The 17,827-nt window shown below is 61.2% G+C and carries 14 protein-coding genes and 2 pseudogenes; 4 read left to right on the forward strand and 12 right to left on the reverse strand.

The genetic code is table 11. The annotated features are described in order from the left end of the window. Position 1: 1 nt before the first annotated feature. Positions 2–769, reverse strand: a pseudogene (locus tag DK870_RS29950) (PAS domain-containing protein); the annotation flags it as partial. A gap of 182 nt (positions 770–951) precedes the next feature. On the opposite strand from DK870_RS29950, the gene DK870_RS04800 reads away from it, so the two are divergent. Then, on the forward strand, positions 952–1,332 hold the full coding sequence (locus tag DK870_RS04800) for a RidA family protein (protein WP_060753077.1): 381 nt from the start codon (positions 952–954) through the stop codon (positions 1,330–1,332). A 298-nt stretch (positions 1,333–1,630) separates the two neighbouring features. Then, complete coding sequence (locus tag DK870_RS04805) at positions 1,631–3,619, forward strand: U32 family peptidase (RefSeq protein WP_161548117.1); 1,989 nt, start codon at positions 1,631–1,633, stop codon at positions 3,617–3,619. A gap of 63 nt (positions 3,620–3,682) precedes the next feature. Here the strand turns inward: DK870_RS04805 and DK870_RS29595 are convergent, their stop codons facing one another. Both DK870_RS29595 and DK870_RS04815 read right to left on the reverse strand, forming a co-directional pair. Further along, positions 3,683–5,989, reverse strand: a complete 2,307-nt coding sequence (locus DK870_RS29595; RefSeq protein ID WP_256679807.1) for a hypothetical protein — start codon at positions 5,987–5,989, stop codon at positions 3,683–3,685. Between the two features lie 113 nt (positions 5,990–6,102). Further along, positions 6,103–7,005 carry a DMT family transporter gene (locus DK870_RS04815; RefSeq protein WP_161548118.1) on the reverse strand — a complete coding sequence of 301 codons (903 nt, stop codon included), beginning with the start codon at positions 7,003–7,005 and terminating at the stop codon, positions 6,103–6,105. Positions 7,006–7,114: 109 nt separating this feature from the next. On the opposite strand from DK870_RS04815, the gene DK870_RS04820 reads away from it, so the two are divergent. Further along, positions 7,115–7,555, forward strand: a complete 441-nt coding sequence (locus tag DK870_RS04820) for an Lrp/AsnC family transcriptional regulator (RefSeq protein ID WP_060753081.1) — start codon at positions 7,115–7,117, stop codon at positions 7,553–7,555. On the opposite strand, the gene xylB is transcribed toward DK870_RS04820, so the two are convergent. The 9 genes and pseudogenes from xylB to DK870_RS04860 form a co-directional block, all read right to left on the reverse strand. Next, a complete protein-coding gene (xylB, locus tag DK870_RS04825) occupies positions 7,524–9,014 on the reverse strand; it encodes a xylulokinase (RefSeq protein ID WP_161548119.1) in 1,491 nt (496 codons plus the stop codon). The two genes, DK870_RS04820 and xylB, sit on opposite strands and share 32 nt — an antisense overlap. Before the next feature lie 7 nt (positions 9,015–9,021). Continuing rightward, positions 9,022–10,023 carry a LacI family DNA-binding transcriptional regulator gene (locus DK870_RS04830; RefSeq protein WP_161548120.1) on the reverse strand — a complete coding sequence of 334 codons (1,002 nt, stop codon included), beginning with the start codon at positions 10,021–10,023 and terminating at the stop codon, positions 9,022–9,024. A 24-nt stretch (positions 10,024–10,047) separates the two neighbouring features. Beyond that, positions 10,048–10,980 carry an ABC transporter substrate-binding protein gene (locus tag DK870_RS04835; protein ID WP_161548121.1) on the reverse strand — a complete coding sequence of 311 codons (933 nt, stop codon included), beginning with the start codon at positions 10,978–10,980 and terminating at the stop codon, positions 10,048–10,050. Positions 10,981–11,014: 34 nt separating this feature from the next. Then, complete coding sequence (locus DK870_RS04840) at positions 11,015–11,992, reverse strand: ribose ABC transporter permease (RefSeq protein WP_161548122.1); 978 nt, start codon at positions 11,990–11,992, stop codon at positions 11,015–11,017. Then, entirely contained in the window at positions 11,985–13,517 is a 1,533-nt protein-coding gene (locus DK870_RS04845; RefSeq protein WP_161548123.1) for a sugar ABC transporter ATP-binding protein, read from the reverse strand. The genes DK870_RS04840 and DK870_RS04845 overlap by 8 nt, the downstream gene beginning before the upstream one ends. A gap of 189 nt (positions 13,518–13,706) precedes the next feature. Beyond that, positions 13,707–14,883: pseudogene (locus DK870_RS04850) on the reverse strand (pyridoxal phosphate-dependent aminotransferase); the annotation flags it as partial. A gap of 142 nt (positions 14,884–15,025) precedes the next feature. Then, positions 15,026–15,172 carry a hypothetical protein gene (locus DK870_RS29320; protein ID WP_178126857.1) on the reverse strand — a complete coding sequence of 49 codons (147 nt, stop codon included), beginning with the start codon at positions 15,170–15,172 and terminating at the stop codon, positions 15,026–15,028. Between the two features lie 4 nt (positions 15,173–15,176). Beyond that, a complete protein-coding gene (locus DK870_RS04855; protein ID WP_161548125.1) occupies positions 15,177–15,389 on the reverse strand; it encodes a hypothetical protein in 213 nt (70 codons plus the stop codon). Positions 15,390–15,468: 79 nt separating this feature from the next. Then, complete coding sequence (locus tag DK870_RS04860; protein WP_090371129.1) at positions 15,469–16,014, reverse strand: hypothetical protein; 546 nt, start codon at positions 16,012–16,014, stop codon at positions 15,469–15,471. Between the two features lie 401 nt (positions 16,015–16,415). On the opposite strand from DK870_RS04860, the gene DK870_RS04865 reads away from it, so the two are divergent. Further along, positions 16,416–17,825, forward strand: a complete 1,410-nt coding sequence (locus tag DK870_RS04865) for a circularly permuted type 2 ATP-grasp protein (protein ID WP_090371131.1) — start codon at positions 16,416–16,418, stop codon at positions 17,823–17,825. Positions 17,826–17,827 lie beyond the last annotated feature (2 nt).

Raw genomic sequence — 17,827 nt, forward strand, 5'->3', positions numbered from 1 at the left:
GCTCGGTGATGTCACTGGCGAACTTGACGATTTTGATCAACTTGCCGTCGCCGTCGTACACCGGGTTGTAGCTGGCTTCCAACCACACCACACGCCCACCTCGACCGATGCGCTTGAACTGCCCGGTGAAGAATTCGCCGTTGTTAAGACGGCGCCAAAAGTCGCTGTATTCACCGCTGTTGACCAGTGCCGGTTCGCAGAACATACGGTGGTGCTTGCCTTTGAGTTCCGGCAGTGAGTAACCCATGACCTGTTGGAAGTTGTCATTGGCGTCGAGCACCACACCATTCAAATCAAACTCGATCACCGCCATTGCACGGTCCAGGGCCGCCGTTTTGCTGCGGGTGGCGGCTTCCTGCTCGACTTTTTGCGTCACGTTCAGCGCGTACTTGACCACTTTCAACACTTGCCCCTGTGCATCCGGCACCGGGTTGTAACTGGCCTCCAGCCACACGGTTTTACCGTGGGAATCCAAACGTTTGAAGGTGCCCGATACAAACTTGCCGGCCTTGAGCTCATTCCAGAACGCCGCGTAGGCGGGACTGCCGGTCAATTCAGACGGGCAAAAGTCACGGTGGGACTTGCCGACCAACTGATCGGCGGTGTACCCCATGGTCTTCTGGAAGTTCTCATTGCTGCGCAACACCTTTCCGGTCAGGTCGAATTCGACCACCGCCATTGAACGGTCGAGTGCGGCGAACAATCCCTTGTATTGCGTAATTTCGGCCGTCCTGGCCGCCAGTTCTGCTTTAAGCGCTTTATTGAACATGACGTACCCTCACTCGAGCGTTTTCACTGATGCTTGAGTCTAGTATCGGCAGAAAAATAGTGACTTGAGGCGCAAAAAATAATTATTAATTGACGCCAAGTAATTGATCATAAATGCCACAGAAGTGACCGGCGCGGTGCCAGTGTTTAGACTGGCTGCCCTTTACTCGACCCGAGCCCATCATGGCCAACCACGACCTGAGCTTTACCCCCGATCCCGACGCCGATTCGATCTCTTCCGACGTTATCGGCTTCAACGGCATCCTGGTTTCCACGCAAATTCCAACCCGCGCCGACGGCAGCCTGGAACTGGGTGATATCAGCCTGCAAAGCGAATGCACCCTGCAGGCGTTGAAAGTCGCCCTGGAAAAAGCCGGCAGCTCCATGGACCGCGTGATGCACCTGACCATTTATCTGACCGATATGGCCGACCGCGCCGCATTCAACGAGGTCTACAAACGCTTTTTCGCCAAGCCCTGGCCCGTGCGCGCAGCGGTTGGCGTTGCCGCCCTGGCCGTTGAAGGCATGCGCGTCGAAGTCACCGCGATGGCCGCCAAAGCCTGAACAGCCCCCTCCCACAAATTGTGTGCAGGCAAGCCAATCCTCATTCCACCTGTGCCGCATGGGTGACCTGCATTGTTAAGCGCTGGCGCCCTGCACACCGCATAACCCTGTGGGAGGGGGCTTGCTCCCGATAGCGGGGCATCAGTCACAAATAAGCTGACTGACAGGCCGCCATCGGGAGCAAGCCCCCTCCCACAAGGATTGAGCGGTTTGCACACCGGCCCTATGGTAGGTGCCCGCCCAGCGTTTCACGGCTACAATGCGCGCCTCAACCGTGACAAGCCTGACTAAAAAAACTATGTCCTTGCCCAAGCATCACCTGGAATTGCTCAGCCCTGCCCGCGATGTCGCCATTGCGCGCGAGGCGATCCTGCATGGCGCCGATGCCGTCTATATCGGCGGCCCAAGCTTCGGCGCACGCCATAACGCCTGCAATGAAGTGAGCGATATCGCTCAACTGGTCGAATTCGCCCGGCGTTATCACGCCCGTGTGTTCACCACCATCAACACCATCCTGCATGACAACGAGCTGGAACCGGCGCGCCGGCTGATCCATCAGCTGTACGACGCCGGCGTCGATGCCCTGATCGTGCAAGACCTGGGCGTGATGGAGCTGGATATTCCGCCCATCGAACTGCACGCCAGTACCCAGACCGACATCCGCACCCTGGCCCGCGCCAAGTTTCTCGACCAGGCCGGTTTCTCGCAGTTGGTATTGGCCCGTGAGCTGAACCTGCAAGAGATCCGTGCAATCGCCGACGAGACCGATGCCGCCATCGAATTCTTCATCCACGGCGCCCTGTGCGTGGCATTCTCCGGGCAGTGCAACATCTCCCACGCGCAGAATGGCCGCAGCGCCAACCGTGGCGACTGCTCCCAGGCGTGCCGCCTGCCCTACACCTTGAAAGACGATCAGGGCCGCGTCGTGGCCTTTGAAAAGCACCTGCTGTCGATGAAGGACAACAACCAGAGCGCCAACCTGCGCGCCCTGGTGGAAGCCGGCGTGCGTTCGTTCAAGATCGAAGGCCGCTACAAAGACATGGGTTATGTGAAAAACATCACCGCCTACTACCGCCAGCGCCTCGATGACATCCTGGAAGACCGCCCGGACCTGGCTCGCGCGTCCAGTGGCCGCACCGCGCATTTCTTCCTGCCCGACCCGGAAAAAACCTTCCACCGAGGCAGCACCGACTACTTCGTCAGCGATCGCAAGATCGACATCGGCGCCTTCGACACCCCGACCTTCACCGGCCTGCCGGTCGGCGTGGTGGAAAAAGCCGGTAAGCGCGACCTGCAAGTGGTGACCCATGAGCCGCTGTCCAATGGTGATGGCCTCAATGTGCTGATCAAACGCGAAGTCGTCGGTTTTCGCGCCAACATCGCCGAGCCTAAAGGCGAGTTCGAAGAAGACGGTGCCAAGCGCTACCGGTACCGCGTCGAGCCGAATGAAATGCCGGCCGGCCTGCACCAGTTGCGCCCCAACCACCCACTGAACCGCAACCTGGACCATAACTGGCAACAGGCGCTGCTCAAGACCTCGGCCGAGCGCCGTATCGGCCTGTCCTGGGTAGCGCGCCTGCGTGAAGACCAGCTGCAAGTCACCGCCACCAGCGAAGAAGGCCTGAGCGCCAGCGTCACCCTACCCGGCCCGTTTGGCGTGGCCAACAAGCCGGAACAGGCGCTGGAGACCTTGCGTGACCTGCTCGGCCAACTGGGCACCACCGAGTACCACGCCATCGACATCCAGCTGGATGCACCGCAAGCGTTCTTCATCCCCAACTCACAGCTCAAGGCTTTGCGCCGCGAAGTGATCGAAGCACTGACCGCCGCTCGCGTTGCCGCTCATCCACGTGGCGGGCGCAAGGCTGAAACCTCGCCGCCGCCGGTGTACCCGGAAGCGCACCTGTCGTTCCTGGCCAACGTCTACAACCAGAAGGCCCGGGATTTCTACCACCGTCACGGCGTAAAGCTGATCGACGCGGCCTTCGAAGCTCACGAAGAAACGGGCGAAGTGCCGGTGATGATCACCAAACACTGCCTGCGTTTCTCGTTCAACCTGTGCCCTAAACAGGCCAAGGGGGTGACGGGCGTGAAGACCAAGGTGGCGCCGATGCAATTGATCCATGGCGATGAAGTGCTGACGCTCAAGTTCGACTGCAAACCCTGCGAGATGCACGTGGTGGGCAAGATCAAGGGGCATATCCTCGGCCTGCCGCAGCCTGGCAGTGTGGTCGGTTACATCAGCCCGGATGACTTGCTCAAGACCATCCCGCGCGCACCGCACTGAGTCGACCCAGAGAGGTATAAACCAGGCGCTGGACGAAACCGACGCCTGGCGCCTCAGCGGCGCTCAACCGAAATAATTGGGAAACGTGTTAGGCCCCGCGTACAGGAAGTTCGCCGACGTCAGTTTGATGCCTTTGGGAAACTTCAGCTCGACGAACGGACTGCCCGCCGTGACAGGGCCCAAATTCGTCGGCACCTGATCGGTGCTGAATATCACCATATAGTCACCTCGTCCCTCGTAGCGCTTGTTACCCAAAAACAACAGGGTTTCGACGTTTTCACCATTAAATTGCTGGCCCGGTGGGTTAACGTAGACCCCGCCTTTGGAGCCAGCACGCGTGGCTTCACGCGAGGCATCATTAATACTCAACTGCCGCGTAATCGCTTCTGCGCCGTCCTTATTGGTGTAATGAATGTAAACCGGCTGCCCGTTGTACGTGCCCGAATCCACTACCGACTGCCAGTTTGGATGGTTCACCAATTTCTGACTTGCCGCCGTGTTGCCGGGCGCCTGGAGGCGACCTTTCGAACTCGCATCCGTTGCCTGCGTTTTCTTTGCGCCGGGGCGTTCGCCGCCTTGAACCCCTCGCCTGGCCCAGACGCCGGTTTCATCCGGCTTGGCAATAATGCCGCTGCTCACCAGCCGGGTCGGGTCTTGAGGGTCCGGTACCCGCAGCAGATAGTGCACGTTGTCCCCGGCGTCCGGCTTGGCGCCAGCGAAATACCTGGCGCCGTTGTACTCGATTTCACGCATGCCCGAGCCGGCCTTGGAGAGCGGCGTTGCGTTGAATTTGAACTGATTGACGCCCTTGGCCAGGTTCTGCGAGGTATTGGGCGCCCATTTCAATCCCTGTACACCGCCTTCCCATGCGACGCCTGGCGCACCCGGCCTGAAGGTGTAACTGGCAAAGTGGGTTGAGGGTTTCAGAAACTTCGGAATGACCGGTTTCACCAGTCGGATGCCACTCGTTACAACTTCGGTGACGACTTTTTCGACCGGCAGCAAAAAGGACAGAATATCTATCCATATCTGCGCGAGCCCTTCTATGGGGCGCCCGGCACTGATTGCTTCGATTCCGTGCCAGAGAGGCACAAAACCTTTCAGCACTTCGCGACGTTTTTCCCTCTCTTGCTTGAATGCCTGATAGTTTTTCCGGTCATCTTTCTCGGCGTCAGTAACGCGTTCCGGGTCCTCTTGTGCGCTGTGCAGCAAGTCCAGATCGCTCAGGTAAAACAACTTCTCGCCGACTAGCGTCGATAGCTGCTTGTTGCGCTCCAGGAACAGCGCCTGCGGGTTGGACTGAGTGGTCGCACCTGCAGCCGGTGCCGGCAATTCCCCCAGGGGCTCCAGCGCGTAAAGCTGCGCTGAAAAAGACGTGTTGTCCGGCTGCACACCGGGCTGCTTATCCACTTTGGCCTGGTACTGGCTGCCTTGAATATTCGGCTTTTGCCACGCCGTGAACGTCTCGGAGTAACCACCGTCGGGCAAGCGTTTTTTTCCGATCACGCTGCTGCCTTGGAAGACACTGATATAGTCATCCCGTTTAACCACCGTCCCCTGTTCAGGGTTGACCTCATACACGGTGGTCTTGCCCTGATGGACAGCCTTGAGCAAGAACGTGCGGCGCTCCAGCTTGCCGTCCGTTCCCGATGACTTCATTGCATACACACCGACGTCGCCCTGGGCGATAGCAATCTGGTCCGGCACGGGCAAGGTCGAGAACACCTCCTGGAGGATCGTGGCGTAGGCGGTTTTCTTGTTCGCCAGATCCGTTTTGAAGTCCTCACCGAACCGTTTGTCGTCGTAGAGCGCCACCGGGTAGGTTTTGTTGTCCGGGTCGGCATGGCCCTTGATCGGGGACACCTGCTGTGTGCCGATGAAATAGTCCTTGCGCATTGGCATGGGCGTGGAAAGACTGTTGACGGCGTCCGCTATTTCTTCGAGGTGTTTGTCCAGTGCGGCAACAGCTTTTTGAATATCCGCCTGTGAATATTCGGTTTTGCGCTCAAGGATGCCATTCGCCACCGCCCATTCCAGCGCAGGACCTACGCGGGCCGCAGCAATGAAAAGCGCCTGCTCGGGGGTCACCGCCGTGGCACTCATTTTCCCTGGCAAAGCGATCAGCTCTTGCTGGGTCATGCGCTTGGATGAGCCAGGCTCGATGCCTTCAGCCAGATTGACGCCATGCTGAAAACTCACCCAGCTGGCCGAGTTTTTGCTCAGGCCCGACGGCGCCGCCGCCAACTCACGCTTCACCGCCGCAGGGGCATCAAGCGCACGCTTGTGACGGACGTTGCCGGGTTCTGTTGCGGCTTGAACGTTTCCTGCCAGGTAGTCAGGGGTTGGAAAGGTAAAAAGAGTGGTTTTCATCGTTCGCCATTGGGGTGGGGAATTTGCTCCAGGCTGCGGTAGACCCGCAACCTGGCATCCATCCACCCTGTGTGGCACCTGCGTAGGAATCTGTTCCATCTAAGGCGCAGGGATCACGCCTTTTCAATTCGGCCAGGGGCTTTCAGGGGCCACCACCAACCCCGCTGCAACCCTGCCGCCGCCAGCAGAATCGCCGCCACGCCCAGCCATTGCAGCCATCCCAGGCGATGTCCGAACGCAATCGAATCCACGAAAATGGCTGCAATCGGGTAGATAAACGACAGCGCGCCGGTGATCGCCGTCGGCAGTTTCTGGATCGCGCCGTAGAGCAATACATACATCAAGCCGGTATGCACCACGCCAAGGGTGGCCAAGGCCGCCCATGCGTTGCCCGCCGCCGGCAAGCTGTTCCAGGGCACCAATGGCGCCAGCAACAAGGCACCGGTGATGACCTGGATCAAGGCCATCAAGTGCGGTGGCACGGCTTTCAGGCGTTTGATGATCAGCGCCGCCACCGCGTACAAAAACGCCGCGCCCAGGGCCAGGGCGATGCCCGTCAAGTAATCACCGCCGCCGCTCTGTTGCGCGCCATGGGCGGTGACAATCGCCAGCATGCCGAGGAACGCCACACTCAACCACGCCAGTTTCTGCACGGTGATCTTTTCCCCGAGAAACACCGCCGCCAACATCACCAGCATGAACGGCTGGACGTTGTACACCGCCGTACTGATGGCGATGGACGCGCGGGAATAGGACTCGAACAGCAGCAGCCAGTTGCCGACGATGGCCACCCCGCTGAGCATGGCCAGCCCCAGCGTGGCCCAGGTGAGCAAGTCCAGGCGCAAATAGCCCAGTAGTGCACACACCAGCAGCAGCGTCAGCCCCCCGATCACACAGCGCCAGAACACCACTTCGATGACCGACACGCCAGACACCAGCACAAACCAGCCAATGGTGCCGGAGATCAGCATGGCGGCGACCATTTCCCATGACCCGCGACGGATGGATGTATCCATGATTGAGGCTCCTCAAGTGAGGCTCAATTATGGCAATCTGCTTGGCAGTGGCTCCAGCGACTAAAGAAGGCAAAAGCCCAAAATCACCTTTTCTTATTAGGCGAACATCATGATTGACACCATCGACCAGCAACTGATCGCCGCCTTGATGGATGACTCGCGGCTGTCGCTCAAGGCTCTGGCGGGCATCACTGGGTTGTCCTCGCCTAGCGTGGGCGAGCGCCTGCGCCGCCTGGAGGAGCGCGGCGTGCTGACTCACTACACCGTCGACATCGACCCCCGGCATTTCGGCTACCTGCTGCAAGCCATCGTGCGCATCCGCCCGTTACCCGGCAAATTGCAGGAAGTGGAACGTCAGATCCAGGCGATCCCGGAGTTCACCGAATGCGACAAGGTCACCGGTGATGACTGCTTTATCGCACGCTTGCATGTGCGCACCATGGAGCAGCTCGACACCCTGCTCGACCGGCTCAACACCTACGCCGAAACCAATACCGCCATCGTCAAGAAAACCCCGGTCAAACGGCGCTTGCCGCCCTTGGCTGACTGACGGCGTGCAGCCCCTTGGCGGCGGCCAGCAAGCCTTGAAACTGGCGATAACGTGCGTTTAACCGCGGCTGCTGCGTGAGGTCCGGCCAGTACCGCGCCTTGACCGGCATGCCGGTTTGCAACAGCCTGTCGCCCTGCCCGATCGCCAGGAACCCCAGCTTCGCCGCACCGATACAGGCGCTTAACTCGCTGCCGCGCAGCGTGAAAACTTCCCGCTGCAGGATATTGGCCAGCAGCTGTGCCCAGTATTCACTGCGCGCCCCGCCACCGACCAAGGCAAAGCGCTCGACGTGGGCACCGGCCGATTGCACCGCGTGCCACGCATCCAACAAACCGAAACCCACGCCCTCCAGCACCGCATAACCGAGCATGGCCGCCGTGCAATCATGGCCCAGGCCCATAAAACCGCCGCGTAGCAGCGGGTCGTTGTGGGGGGTGCGCTCGCCGGCCAGATACGGCAGGAACAGCGGCATCTCCGGGGGCACGGGCTGCTCGATCGGCCATTGCGCCTGGATCTGATCCAGCAAGGCCTGTTCGTCCGGCATGCCGGTCAGCCGCGTGACCCAGCGCAGGCAACTCGCCCCGGCCAGCATGGCCCCCATGGTGTACCAGCGGTGCGGCAATGCATGGCAGAAACTGTGCACCGCACTGCCCGGGTTGCCGGCAGCGTGATCAGTGATGGCGACGATGGCCGCGCTGGTGCCCAGGGTGATGAAACCATCGCCGGCGTTGATGGCACCCATGCCCACTGCAGCCACCGGGTTGTCGCCACCGCCGCCGGCGATCACCACGCCAGGCGCCAGCCCCAGGTCGCCGGCCGTCAACACGGCACTGGCGGCACCGCCTTCGACCAGCCGGGGCAGTTGGCGCGGCACCAGGCCCGTGGCGCGCACCATCGGGGTAAACCACTCACGCTGCGCCACGTCCAGCCACAGCGTACCGGCGGCATCGGACATCTCGCTGATGCGCTCGCCACTCAAGCGCAACCGCAGGTAATCCTTGGGCGACAACACCCAATCAATCGCGGCGAAGACGTCAGGCTCATGCTGTTGCAGCCACAGCAGCTTGGGGGCGGTCAGCCCGGCCATGGGCAAGCTGCCGGTCACTTCGGCGAACTCGCTTCCCAGTTGTTCGGCCTCGGCCACCGCCCGCGAGTCATCCCACAGGATGGCCGGGTACAGCACGCGGTCGTCCTTGCCCAGCAACACCGCGCCGTGCATTTGCCCCGACAGGCCGATACAGGCGACACGGGCGTAGGCTTCATGGGCACGCAATTGCTCCAGCGCCTGCACGCAAGCCAGCCACCAATCCTGCGGCGCCTGTTCGGACCAGCCATTGTGGCGCCGCGACACGCTCAAGCGCACCCCGGCGTGGGCCAGCACGACGCCGTCGATGTCCATCAGGATCGCCTTGAGTTCCGAGGTGCCGAGGTCTATGCCGAGGGAAACAGGACTGCTCATACGGGGGTTATTCCAATCCAATACAGCCACATGAATGGCGAAGTCGCAGGGTGGGCGCCAGGCGCACGCTCTGGGTCGGCGCGTCGGGCCTGGCCATGCGTTGCAGCAGCAGATCGACCGCCCGTGCGCCCAGGGCCTGCACCGGCTGGGCAATCAAAGTCAGGCGCGGCACAAAAAAATCCGCCCAGTCAAAATCATCGAAACCCACCAGGGCCATCTGCCCCGGCACCGCTATGTGTGCGTCACGCAACGCGTGCATGGCACCCAGGGTCATCAGGTTATTGCCGGCCATGATCGCCGTAGGTGGCGCCGCCAGGCCGAGCAACTGCGCGGTGGCCTGGCGCGCCGGCTGCGTATTCGAGCCGCCATTGACCAGCAACTGCGGATCAAACGGCAACCCCGCCGCCTGCAACGCGGCGCGATAACCCGCCACCCGCTCATCCGTGGTACTGAAGCCCTCGCGTCCGGCAATGAAGCCGATGCGGCGGTGGCCATGGGCGATCAGGTGAGCAATAAGGGCCTGGGTCGGCTGGGCGTTGTCCACCCCGACCTGGTCAAACTGCTCGCTCATCATGCGGTCCACCAGCACTGTGGGGATCTGGTTGACCCGCAGGTAGTCCAGCGCCTTGGAGCCATTCGAGGGGGCCAGCACCATCCCGTCAACCCGCCGATGATGCAGCGCCGTGACCACGCGCAACTCTTGCTCGGGGTCATCGTGGGTATCGACGAACAGCATCATGTAACCGTGCTTGGCACACTCGGTTTCGATGGCGTGCACGGTTTCGCTGAAATAGTGGTTGGACAGCGCCGAGATCGCCACGCCAATCGTGCTGGTGCTGGAGCGGGCCAGCGAGCGCGCCAGGGTGTTGGGGATATACCCCAGCTCCTCAATGGCGCGCTGTACGGCCTGCACCGTCACCGGGCTGACCTTGCGCGTGCCGTTCAATACGTGGGAGACGGTGGAGGTCGACACCCCCGCCCGGCTTGCCACGTCATCCATGGTGACCACGGCGCTTGCCCCTTGCTCAGTGGATCAATGTTTGCTCGACCAGCCGCTGTACGTAGCGACGTTGTCACGGGTGATCAGTTTCGGCGTGAGCAGGGTCACCGCTTCGGCCGGGGCCTTGTCATTGAGAATGTCGTTGCCCACATTCACCGCCGTCTGGGCCATGGCCCATGGATCCTGGCTGGCGGATGCCTGGATCTGCGTGTCGGTCTTCAGCGCGTTCTCGATATCCGGCGCGCCGTCCACCGAGGTGATGATTATGCCGCTGCGTTTCAGTTGCTTGGCCGCCAGGTCGCTGCCGATGGCTTGCGGGTCGTTGATCGCGAACAGCCCATCGATTTTCGGGAAGCGCGTCAGGTAACCCTGCATTACGTTCAAGCCGCCTTCGCGCGAGCCTTTACCGTCCTGGTCGTCCGAGAGCACCTTGATCCCCGGCGCTGCGGCGAATGCCGCCTTGCAGCCTTTGACGCGATCGGTCACGGCGGTGACCTGCGGGCCGTTCTGGATGATCACGTTGCCCTTGCCCGAGAGTTTGTCCACCAGGAACTGGCAGGCCAGCTTGCCGGCTTCGACGTTGTCGGTCTGCACCGTGGCATTCACGCCTTTGGCGTCCACATCCACCGCCACCACCACAATCCCCGCATCCCGGGCTTTCTTGATCGCCGAGGCCATGGCCGACGGGTCGACGGCGTTGAGCAGGATCAAATCGACCTTGGACGAAATGAAGTTATCGATCTGGGAAAATTGCTTGCTCAGGTCATAGTCGGCCGACACCGAGGTGACTTTCACGTTGGGGTTGAGCTCCTTGGCCCGGGCCGTGGCACCGTCGGCCAGGGTCACGAAATACGGGTTGCCCAATGAGCCCATGCTGATGCCCAGGGCCTTGAGTTCACGAGCATCGACGGCCTGGGACACCAGGGTAGCCAAGGCAATGACGGGAAACAGTCGTTTGAAGTTCATGCCGGTCTCTCTTGTGATTGTTGTTTGAATGAACTCAGGTCCGCGCACCGGACTGGCGATAGCGATCCAGCGCGACCGCACCGATGATCACGATCCCCTTGATGATGTACTGCCAGATGTCCGACACCCCCAGCAGCACCAGGCCATTGGTGAGCACCGCGATAATCAGCGCGCCGATCAGGGTGCCGCCGATGGTGCCGACACCTCCGGTGAAACTGGTGCCGCCGAGGATCACTGCGGCGATTGCATCCAGTTCATAGGATTGGCCCAGTTGCAGGCCGTTGGCGGCGAACAGGCGTGAAGCGCTCATCACCGCACCCAGCCCGGCCAATGCGCCGGACATGGCATAGACAAAGAGCAGCACCTTCCACACCTTGATCCCCGACAGCCGCGCCGCCTCGGGGTTGCCGCCCACTGAATAGATCTGCACGCCCATCACCGTGCGGCGCAGGATGAACCACGACAACGCCACCACTGCCACGGCGATCACCACCAGCCACGGCACGCCGAGGATCGAGTCATTGCCGATAAATGCGAAGGGCAGGTCCGGGTTGAACACGGTCTTGTCGTCCGCCAGCAAACGCGCCAGGCCACGCATGGCGGTGAGCGCGCCCAGGGTGACGATAAACGGCGGCAGGCGCATGAAGGCGATCAACCCGCCATTGACCAGGCCCAGCAACAGCCCGAAGCCGATGCCCGCGGCGATCCCGAACATGCCGAACTGTGGCGACATCGACGCCTGCAGGGCGACCACGGCGGACGCCGCGAGAATCGCACCGACCGACAGGTCGATCCCCGCCGTGAGAATCACAAAGGTCATGCCCGCCGCCAGCACCACGTTGACCGAAGCCTGTTGGGTGATGATCGACAGGTTCTGCACGGTGAGGAAGTTTTCACTGGCCAGGGCAAAGCCCACCAGCAGCAGGACCAGCACCGGCAGCATGCCCACGGTGCGCATCAGTTCACGCACGCGTTCGGTTTTATTGGTTGTTGTCATCGTCAATTCAGCCATGGGCAGCCACCTGATCGCCACCAGTGGCGAGGTCAATAATACGTTCCTGGGAAATGGCATGGCCGGAAGCCCCACCGACTTCGGCGACCAACTCGCCTTCGCGCATGATCAGCACACGGTCGCAGGTGCCGATGATTTCCGGCAGCTCGCTGGAAATCACCACGATGCCCACCCCCGCCAGCGCCAGTTGATTGATGATGCGGTAGATCTCCGACTTGGAGCCGATGTCCACGCCCCGCGTCGGTTCATCGAGGACCAGCACGTGCGGCTTGACCTCCAGCAACCGCGCCAGGAGCACCTTCTGCTGGTTGCCGCCGGACAACGCGCCGACATTGACCTTGCCCGACGCCACACGAATCGACAGCGACTTGATCGCAGCGGCAGCGCGTTGTGCCGCATGGCCACGATCGAGCACGCCACCGGCATGGGCATCCGGGACACAGGCGCAGACATTGATGTTGTCGGCCACGCTCATGTCCAGGAACAGCCCCTGGGCCTTGCGGTCTTCGGTGAGGTACACCACGCCGGCACGAATCGCATCGGCCGGGGTACGCAGTTGGGTGACGGTCTTGCCGACCACTTCCAGGCTGCCGCTGGTGCGCGGGTCGGCGCCGAAAATCAGGCGCGCCAGCTCGGTACGCCCGGCCCCGACCAAGCCGGCAATGCCCAGCACTTCGCCAGCATGCAAATCAAAGCTGCAGCGGCGCACCCGCTTGCCATCCGCCATATCGCGCACGCGCATCACCACGTTGCCCGGGTTATAGGCCGCGTGTTCCTTCTTGTAGAACCCCGAGAGGTCGCGGCCCACCATCATTTTTACCAGCACCTCGGCGGACAGCGCTTCGCGGGTCAATTCGCCGATGTATTGGCCGTCGCGCAGTACCGAGACCCGGTCGGATAACTCATAGATCTCGGCCATGCGGTGACTGATATAGATGATCGCCAGGCCCTGGCTGCGCAGCTGTTTGATCAGGGCAAACAGGCGGTCGGTTTCGCGGGAAGACAACGGCGTGGTCGGTTCGTCCATCACCAGGATCCGCGCGTGGGCATGCAAGGCGCGGGCGATTTCCACTAGTTGGCGCTCGGCAATCGACAGGCTGCTCACGAGGGTATTGGGCTTGAACTCGGCGCCCAACCGTTGCAACACCTCGACGCAGCCGGCCTGCATGCCTTTGCGGTCGATGGTCCAGCCGCGCCGGCGTTCGCGCCCCAGATAGATGTTCTCGGCCACGCTCAGGTTCGGGCACAGGCTCAGTTCCTGATAGATCACGGCGATGCCGAGGGTCTTGGCGGTGGCGGGGTCGAAGGAGGCGACGGGCTGGCCGTCGATGCGGATTTCACCGCCGGGATCGGCCTGGTAAGCGCCGGAAAGAATCTTCATCAGGGTCGACTTGCCGGCGCCGTTCTCACCCATCAGGGCATGAATTTCACCGGGATAGACCTTCAGGCCGACATTCTTGAGCACCCGCAAACCATTGAAGGTTTTGCTGATGCCCTGCATCTCAAGCAAGGGATCAAGGCTCATGGCTGAGCTCCTGGATTTATTATTTTTGTTGTCGAATGCTGCCGACTCTAGATCAGATACATTTCCTTACGCAAGCGCTTGCGTGTGCCGTTTATCGTTTGGTTAAACGTTTCAGTCAAAGCAAAAACGCGGAATCTGCGGGTTACTAGCTATTTGACGCTGCGTGACGACCCAGGCTGCAGTCACCGCGCTCATCGGCCAACTTGGCCACAAAGCCTGCGATACGCTGGCACGCCTGGGCCAGGCGTACTTCGCCAAGGGTGAACGACAAGCGCACGAAACCCTGGGCGGGCTCACCAAAGGCCGCCGCATCGAGGACCGACACGCCGGCTTCGCGAAACAGTCGCCAGGCGAAGTCCAGGGAACTGAGGCCGGTCCCGCGTATGTCCACCAGCACAAACATACCGGCTTGGGGTGCCTGCACCTGGATGCCAGGGCAGAGACTCAGCGCGGTCACCACCAAATCACGTCGGCGCCGGTAGATCTCGCGCATGCCCTGGGTCACGTCATCATGGGCCAGCACCGCCGCCGTCGCGGCTTCCATCACAAACCCCGGCACACCGTAAAGCATGCTCAGCACCAGGGTTTGTGCGTGCACCACCATCTGCGGCGCGGCGATGATCCAGCCGATGCGCCAACCGGTCATGGCGTGGGACTTGGACAAACTGCCAATCACGATGCAGCGTTCGGCCATACCCGGTAACGCGGCCAGGCTGTGGTACTGGCCGTCGAACACCAGGCTTTCATACACCTCGTCGACCACCACCCACAGGTCATGGGCCACGGCCAGGTCGGCGATGGCTTGCAGCTCCCGAGGGTCAAGTACCACGCCGGTGGGGTTGTTCGGGTTGGAGAAGAAGATCGCTCGGGTACGCGGGGTGATCGCTGCGGCGAGTGCCTGCGCATCCAGGCGAAAGCCGGACTCCGGCAAGCACGGCACACGTACCAGGGTCGCGCCGCTGGCGTTGAGCGTGGCTTCGTAGGTGACATACATCGGGTCGAGCACCAGCACTTCATCCCCGGCCAGCAACAGGCACAGGGAACTGATGAACAACGCATTTTGTGCGCCGGGCACAATGATGACGTTTTCGGCACCTACGGCGCGCCCCAGGCTGTTGCTGTAGCGCGCCGCCACCGCGTCGCGCAGGGTCTGGCGGCCGGGGATCTCGGTGTAGTGGGTATCGCCCTCGCGCAGGGCGCCGACGGCGGCATCGGTAATGAAGGATGGCGTGGCGAAATCGGGGTCGCCGACGCTGAGGATAATGATGTCCTCGCCCTGGCTGGCGGCGTGAAACGCGGCGTGGTGTATGTCCCAGGCAGCGACGCCCTGCCCTGTAATTCGCTCAACGAAGGGGGAAAACCGCATGCCGGGGCCTCTTGATCAAAAAGAAAAAGCGCTGACCCGTCTGTGTGCAAACGGGTGGATGCGGTCAACATAGTTCAAACTCGATAGTCGTCCAGTCGCTAAAGTGCGGGCACCTCATTTATCCTGGATGCCTGGCCAGCGCTCAATCCTGCTGTTCGGCAGGGTCCAGCCCTGCCGCATCCTCCGGATCATTGAGCGGCACCACTGCATCATCCATCAACGAGCCGGGATCTTCGTTGCCGGGGTCATTGACTTCCTCCTCATCCTCCACTTTCGGTAACACGGCCATCGCTTCAACCCCCTTGGGTATCGATATCAGCATCGGTTTCAGGCTTGTGCTCACGCTCCGGCCTGAAGTCTGGACTGTAGTCGTTTTCCTTGGCGTTTGGGTCGCTGGCAGGTTTCGGGTCTTTTGGTGCATCGACGGCTCGACCAGGAGCGGGTTCACCGCCGTCGATGGCGGGGTCGTTGCGGTTGTCGACTTGCGGATCGTCGTGGCTGTGCATGGTTCACCTCTTCGCAGTGTCTGAAAATGCATCCTGCGTAAAGTTAAGGTCGCGGGCAGGTCGATGAAGTTCAAATTGCCTAGGACACGGGATTATCCACCTGGATGTAGAACGCATAGGCGCCCAGCACTACCCAGAACACCATGAACAACCAGGGCGCACGCATCGAAAACAACAGCGACTTGCGATAGCCCTTGTGCGATGACTCCGTTTCGCAGAACAGCGGTGAATCGTCATACGCCAGCCCCATCACCGGCTCGCTGCGCAGCAGTTCGCTCTGCTTGTAGTGCCAATGGTCGATGATTTCGTAGGCGGCGCGGATACCCGGCCAGGCGTTCAACGAGCTGAGGATGCCCAGGGCGGCGAGGAATACCGGCACCACCAGCGTGAAGAATTTGCCCCACTCGGGATTGAGATTGCCCATGCCCGAGACGAACGCAATCACCAGGAATGACTGCGCGGTGAGGTAAGCATCGGTGCGGTTGGCCAGGATGCTGGTTTCGTATTGGATCTCTCGGCGATAGAAATCCAGGCGGTCCTTGGGCGAGCCGAAGATCTTGGCGTTGTGTTCGCTGTGATCGGTCAGGGCCGCTTCGGGAGTATCCGGCGAGATGATTCTGGGCACGGCGGTGCTCCATTAAGGTGTCGAGTGTCGTTAGAAGAATCACGGCAAGGTGAAGTTCAAACATTGTCACGCACCCATTTGGCGCACCGCCTGCCCCTGTAGTGAGCGAGCTTGCTCGCGCTGGGCTGCGCAGCGGCCCCAATAAGAGCGGGAGCGCTGCGCACTCCAGCGCGAGCAAGCTCGCTCACTACAGGTCGTTTAGGCACAAGCTTTGCTTAACCCTTTCATCACCCACTACCGCGCTCACCTGCAGGAGCTTTCGTTACCCCCCGACCCAGAGCCGACCCCATAAGAAAGTAAGGACCCGGTCCGCTGGCACTGTGCGCCACGGCCTTATAAAAAATGCGTTTTTTGAAGCGGCAGTGCCATCAAGCTGCACTCGGCACTGACAAGGTACTGGAATGGCTCGATCTTTCTTTGATGAAATGAATGACGCAAACGGCGTGTGCCGTGCGCACTATCAGGACTTCTCACGCTGGCTGGCCAACACGCCGCCGGAACTGCTGGCCCAGAGGCGTCGCGAAGCTGACCTGTTGTTCCATCGCGCCGGGATCACCTTCACCCTCTATGGCGACGAGCAAGGTACCGAACGCCTGATCCCCTTCGACATCATCCCGCGCAGCATCCCCGCCAGTGAATGGAGCGTGATCGAACGCGGCTGCATTCAGCGGGTCAACGCCCTCAACCTGTTTCTTGCCGATATCTACCACGACCAGCGCATCATCAAGGCCGGCATCATCCCGGCGGACCAGGTGCTGGGCAACGAGGGGTATCAGAAGTCGATGGTCGGCCTGGACCTGCACCGCGGCCTCTACTCGCACATTTCGGGTGTGGACCTGGTCCGCGACGGTGATGGCACCTACTACGTGCTCGAAGACAACCTGCGTACGCCCAGCGGCGTGAGCTACATGCTCGAAGACCGCAAGATGATGATGCGCCTGTTCCCGGAAGTCTTCGCCAAGCAGCGCATTGCACCGGTGGACCACTACCCCAACCTGCTGCTCAAGACCCTGAAAAGCTCCAGCCGCCTGGACAACCCCAATGTGGTGGTACTGACGCCCGGGCGCTTTAACAGCGCATTCTTCGAACATGCGTTCCTTGCCCGGGAAATGGGCGTGGAACTGGTCGAAGGCGCCGACCTGTTCGTGCACGACCTCAAGGTGTTCATGCGCACCACCGACGGCCCCAAGGCCGTGGATGTGATTTACCGGCGTATCGACGATGCGTTCCTCGACCCACAGGCATTCAACCCGGAGTCCATGCTGGGCGTACCTGGCCTGGTCGCCGCGTACTGTGCGGGCAACGTGGTGCTGGCCAATGCGATTGGCACCGGAGTGGCCGATGACAAGTCGATCTACCCCTATGTGCCGGACATGATCCGCTTCTACCTGAGCGAAGAACCGATCCTGCAAAACGTGCCGACCTTCCAGTGCCGCAAGCCGGATGAACTGTCCCATGTGCTGGCTAACCTGGGCGAGTTGGTGGTCAAGGAAACCCAGGGCTCCGGCGGCTACGGCATGCTGGTGGGCCCGGCCTCGACGGCCGCCGAGATCGAAGATTTCCGCCAACGCATCAAGGCCCGCCCCCACGCCTACATCGCCCAGCCCACCTTGAGCCTGTCGACCTGCCCCACCTTTGTCGAAAACGGTATCGCGCCACGGCATATCGACCTGCGACCGTTTGTGTTGTCGGGCAAGGAAACCCGCCTGGTGCCCGGCGGCCTGACCCGCGTGGCGTTGAAGGAAGGTTCGCTGATCGTCAACTCGTCGCAAGGCGGCGGAACCAAAGACACCTGGGTGGTGGAGGACTGAGT

The sequence above is a fragment of the Pseudomonas sp. Q1 genome, from assembly GCF_009935975.1.
GTDB lineage: Bacteria > Pseudomonadota > Gammaproteobacteria > Pseudomonadales > Pseudomonadaceae > Aquipseudomonas > Aquipseudomonas palleroniana.